The organism is Mycolicibacterium pyrenivorans (assembly GCF_025821625.1).
Classification (GTDB): domain Bacteria; phylum Actinomycetota; class Actinomycetes; order Mycobacteriales; family Mycobacteriaceae; genus Mycobacterium; species Mycobacterium pyrenivorans.
In genome coordinates, this window is the sequence record NZ_JACKSH010000293.1 from 7,439 (window position 1) to 12,146 (window position 4,708).

At 64.6% G+C, this 4,708-nt stretch carries 3 protein-coding genes and 1 pseudogene; 1 reads left to right on the top strand and 3 read right to left on the bottom strand.

The features are described from left to right. Positions 1-1,131, top strand: a 1,131-nt coding sequence (locus H7I57_RS32225; protein ID WP_264028472.1) for a serine/threonine-protein kinase, incomplete at its 5' end; no start/stop codon positions are given. Here the strand turns inward: H7I57_RS32225 and ligD are convergent. From ligD to H7I57_RS32240, 3 genes and pseudogenes are all read right to left on the bottom strand, one after another. Continuing rightward, positions 1,132-2,118 (bottom strand): non-homologous end-joining DNA ligase, encoded by a 987-nt coding sequence (gene ligD / locus H7I57_RS32230; protein ID WP_264028473.1) that lies wholly within the window; start codon positions 2,116-2,118, stop codon positions 1,132-1,134. 79 nt (positions 2,119-2,197) lie between these two features. Next, positions 2,198-4,075 (bottom strand): hypothetical protein, encoded by a 1,878-nt coding sequence (locus H7I57_RS32235; RefSeq protein ID WP_264028475.1) that lies wholly within the window; start codon positions 4,073-4,075, stop codon positions 2,198-2,200. Positions 4,076-4,148: 73 nt separating this feature from the next. Then, a pseudogene (locus H7I57_RS32240) lies at positions 4,149-4,708 on the bottom strand (hypothetical protein); the annotation flags it as partial.

Sequence of the window (4,708 nt, forward strand, 5' to 3'; positions counted from 1 at the left end):
CCCTCGAACTTCCTGATCGCCGCCCAGAAACTGCCGGGCGGTCTCGACCGCGTCGTGCTCACCGACTTCGGTGCCGCCCTGTCCCCCCACAGCCGCGGAACTGGCGACGGGCCCATGAGCGCCACCCTGGCCTACAGCGCGCCCGAAGTCATCACCGGGACAGCAGCTTTGGACGGACGCGCCGACGTCTACGCCCTCGCATGCACGCTCTTTCGGCTGCTGACTGGAGAACACCCCTACCCGACAGACGCCGGGGTCGGCGCCACAGTGAAAGCTCATCTGGACACCACCCCGCCCCGCGTGTCCGACCGGCTCAGCTGGGCCTCACCACAACTGGACAGCGTGATCGCCAAGGCGCTGGCCAAGAATCCCGCTGACCGCTACCCCACCGCCGGCGACTTCGCGGCCGCGGCCAGCGCGGCACTCACCCTCCCCCCGACCTCGGCTCCAGCGGCACCGCCCGCCGATCGCGACGAGCCGCCACCCCACACTGAGCTACGCGGGGCCGAGTCCCACGGCGCAGCAGCGGATTTCATTAGCCTGCTCCCCCACACGCGTGCCGTTTCACAACGGCGCCAGCTGATCGCGGCACTCGCAGTCGCCGCAGTGCTCATCATCGCCCTGTCGGTGTGGCTTATCGGACGCGGCTCCGACCCGCCCGACACCGCGCCCACGGCGACGCCACCGACGACCACCGCGGCCCCGCCCGCAGCGCTGCAAGATCTCCGGCGGCTACTCCCGTCCGGCTATCCCGCCGACGCATGCACCCCAGCACCATCCCCCGATGGCGCGACGGTGATCACCTGCGGACCAAACACCGACCCCGGTGGACCCCGCAGCGCCACCTACACCCTGACCCGCGGACCCGAGGCGCTGCGCACCACGTTCGACCAGCTCGTCGAATCCACGACAGTGGTCGTCTGCCCCGGCAACATCCAGTCTCCCGGCCCGTGGCGACGCAACGACACCCCCGCCGTCACCCGCGGAACCGTGCTGTGCGGGCTGAACAATGGGCGCCCGCGCGTGGTGTGGACCAACGACGCGCAACGGCTCATCGCCGACGTGCAATCCGGTGGCCCCACCGACCCTCGGCTGGACCAGCTCTACGCCTGGTGGGGCACCCACTCGTAATCAGCCGGGCGCCGCGCCGGCATCGAGCGGCAAACACACCCCCGACACGGGCGCAGTACGGAGTCCCTTCCACGACGCGTGGCGCAGACCTTTGCCCGCGTGATACTCGCGGTAGGCAACTTCACCGACATACCGCGGGTTGAACCACTGGACCCCCGACATCGAGGCCCCCTCCGCCACCGGCGGCGCTGGAACCTCTGTCCCGGCCAACAGTGTGGCCAGACGGCGACGTTCAGCACCGCTAAAACCAGTGCCCACCTGACCCAGCAGCACGAGTTGGCCCGCATCGTTGTGGGCGGCCAGGATCAGGGCCCCAACCTCACCGCGACGGCCGGCGAACGCCCCCACGATCACCGCCTCGGTTGTCGCGCGCACTGGGCATTTGATCCAGTCCCGGGATCGGCCCGACCGGTATGGCGAATCCAGTCGTTTACACACGATGCCCTCGTGGTGCTGATCAGCGCAGATAGCGAGCATGTCCGCAGGAGCGACATCGGTCCAGTGCCTCGGCACCGTCAGTGCTGGCGAACGCTTCACCACCATCAGTGTGTCCATCAGCTCGCGGCGCTCCCGGTAAGGCCAGTGCGTGATGTCTTCGCCGTCGATGTTCACCACATCGAAGGCGAGAAATCGCGTGGGCACCTCACGCACGAGCTGCCCGCTGGGCCGACGCTGCTGAGGGAACCGCCGCTGAAGCCGTCTAAACGACGGGCGCCCGTGTTCGTCGACGGCGACGATCTCACCGTCGAGGATCATTCGACGGCCACCGACTGCAGCTGCGACCGCGGACAACTCGGGGAAGGTTTCGGTGATGTCCGCCCCATTGCGGGACGTCACCCGCACCCGGGGATCTACAGTCAGCATTCCCCGCTGGCCATCAAACTTCACTTCTACAGCAAACTGATCGCCGTGCGGGGCCTGGCCCAGCGTCGCCAACATGGGCGCAGGGGCCGCGAGGCGGTCGGGGAACAGCGAAGCGCGGGTCACGCTTCGAAGGTACTCACCGGTGGCAGCGCGTCACTGTTACCTGCCGCTTCCCGTAGCAGACTGGCCTATTGATCGGGCATTACTGTTGCTCGTCAAACGCCTCCGACCGGGTGCCGAGATACTTTCCCTTCACCGGCCGGCTGTTTCGGTCGGGCGCAGGCAGGCCTCTTAAGTATCGGCGGTAAGCGGTGTCATTGGTGAGCGGGCGGCCGACGATCTCGCCATCGTCGATCTCGTAACCCACTGACAGCAAGCGCCTTTCGACAGCACCGAGCGTCAACTCTTGGTCGCCGATCTTCACGATCAACGGTTCGATGATCTGGACCTCATAGTGGTCGTCAAGACTGACCTCACGCTCCTCTAGGTTTGGCCCTACTGTCGGCGAGGATGCGTCGTCCTTGAACCGGATTGATGCCCAGTCGCCGAAGACGGTCTGACCACCGATCAGTGCCGCGGCCTCGGCTACGTCGCGAGCATCAGTGGCGCTAACAGTCGTCAAATCCGGGATAAGGACTGGCGTAGACGTCGAAGTCTGAATGACAGACAGTGCCCGCAGATAGACCATGACGTCGTCGGGGAAGGCGGCCTCATGAGAAGGGATCTCACGGTAGTCGACGAACGGGCCGACTCGCTGAGCGACCTCCAGAACGTTGCCAGTGGCGATGCTCTGGAGGAACTCGATACTGGGCAGGACTGCATCGATCTCCTCACCGACGATTCGCGCCCTGGTGAAACCCCAGGTGCCGGAACGTGTTTCAAGATCCGTACGAATGTCAAACGTCAGATAACCCGACTCATCAGTGCCCGACTCCCACACGCCGGTCTGCTCGGGGCCGGTCCTAGCCGTGATCGAGAAGGTCAATGTGGGGCTGTATGTTCCGTCGGACCTGCGGATGCGAAAACGTGCAGCATAGTCTTCGCCCTGGCTCTGAAGGAGTACCTCGGTGAGCCCCCCGGACAGCGGAGCCCCCAGACCCCCGGGCAGATCAATGTCGACCTCGGCCGGCGCACTCAACGGCGTTCCGTACTTGCGCCAACTGTCGTAAGCGTCTTCATCGAAAGCCGCATCCTCGGCTGCGAACCGCAGCCGAAATGGGATCGGGCGTTCACGCTGTGACTCGGAGAAGCGTTGGTACACACGGAAAGTAAGTGTTCGGCCGTCAGGTTGGATCTCTTGCGTGGCTGCAATCATGCCGTCACGGCGTGTAATCTCACCGGGTTCGAGGTCAATGCTGAACTCGTATCTAAAGTGTGGGTCAGTGTCGAGCACCTTGAATATCCGGTCGAGATGCGAAGAAATCTCGGCTGGTGTTACGAGCGCCACGTCATCAACGGTTCCCGTACTCAATGCTTCTCCCGCCGATACGTCGCGCCGCAGGATCGCTGACATCTCAGCGACCGCCGAGCGGAGACGCTCGGCGCCACCGTGCAGGTAATAGTCGATGACGTAGGGGTATTCACCGGCCAGCGTCTCGCAAAATGCGCGCCCTTCCCACTTGATGACTCGCCCAGGGGCGTTACGCCACGCGGTAATGCGTTGCTTTTCGTCCTCGTTCAGCGCGAGCTCGGCATCCTCGAACATCTCGTTGATAACGTTATCGGGCATGGAATGAAACCAGTCGAGCTGATTGTCGACGGTATTGTCGACTGGCGCGATCAGGTACCAATCCCCCAGCGGCACGGGCGGTTCTCTGCGGACTAGACCTACCAGCACCCGCCGGAACGACTTCTCTATCTCCTTCTTTTGCGAGGCAGTGAGCGTCTTCGCGTAGCGCTTGATCTGATAGACGTCGTACTTGCCAGCTTCGCGTTTGCTCGGGTCTAGCACGTCGATGCCGAAGTCGCCACGCGATGGGCGGACCCGGGTCGAAGACCTACGCTCGCTATAAAGCAAGTTGGCCAAGACCGTCTCAGCCTCATCGCCACCAAGTTCCGACCATTCAACCCTGCCAGGCATATCACTCCTCGGTTCCCACACCCCACAAAACGCGATCAGCTACGAAAGGTTCCGCCCCGGGGTTCGGCTGTCTTCAGCGGCGCCACACGTGAACGCGGTCGGTCTTGAGTGGGGCGCCTTCTGGACCCTTGACGTACGGGGCGATCCACTTCGGGCGCCGATCGGCATGGTTGGGCCCACACGCCTGCTGACGCCAATGACCGCCCACCCACCATCGGTGTCGGTACTGACGGTCACCCGATGAACCATCGCGTTCCCCGGGCGGGCTCATGGGGCGTCGCAACTCTATGATGCTCACCCGGTTCGGGTCCGCAGCCGCACGAGAGCCTTCCTCGGTCTGCGTCGACGGTGCACTGCCGAGAACGCGCGTGGAGGCGACGGTGGGTTGGCCCATCAGGAGCCAGGCCGCCCCGACGACACTGACCAACGGTGACGCCTCAGCCGATCGGGCCACCTCAGCGGTGCGCGGCACCAACGGCTGTAGCAGCAGCGTCGGGTTGGTCACCCATAGTGGCGAAGACACCCCGTAGGGGGCGAGCAGCTCGGGGTTCTTAGCCAACCGTGACAACGGCTGAATTTGCAGCACCCCGTCGGGGCGAGACCACCACCACACCCCGTCCCACGAAACCTCGG

What these genes read in the sequence shown, in the direction of transcription:
- H7I57_RS32235 (WP_264028475.1), bottom strand. Translation starts at nt 4,075, where the DNA reads ATGCCTGGCAGGGTTGAATGGTCGGAACTTGGTGGCGATGAGGCTGAG.